The organism is Mesorhizobium sp. M7A.F.Ca.MR.362.00.0.0 (assembly GCF_004023175.1).
GTDB lineage: Bacteria > Pseudomonadota > Alphaproteobacteria > Rhizobiales > Rhizobiaceae > Mesorhizobium.
In genome coordinates, this window is the sequence record NZ_RZTF01001041.1 from 1 (window position 1) to 264 (window position 264).

At 33.0% G+C, this 264-nt stretch carries 1 protein-coding gene; it reads right to left on the minus strand.

What is annotated here, in order from left to right:
• Positions 1-232, minus strand: a 232-nt coding sequence (locus EOC06_RS39040) for a hypothetical protein (protein WP_206631442.1), incomplete at its 3' end; no start/stop codon positions are given.
• Positions 233-264: the final 32 nt, after the last annotated feature.

The following is a 264-nucleotide window of genomic DNA, read 5'->3' on the forward strand; positions in this document are numbered from 1 at the left end:
CAATATGACATTTCGCAGCATTTACTTTGATTGTTAAATCAAGCTCTTGTCCAGCTGTCATTAAGCTTACTTTATGCTCTTTAATGAAGCGGTTAGCCATTTTATTTTGAGCAGTAGAGAATTTATCTTCTTTCTTTAATAACCAGATTGGTAACATCATTTGCATTTTATCTATTTCGATTTCCCCTACTTCACCAGCATCTAAATTATTTACTTTGTAGTAGTAAGCCATTGAAGCTAGAAAGCTTACATAAGGGATATGAC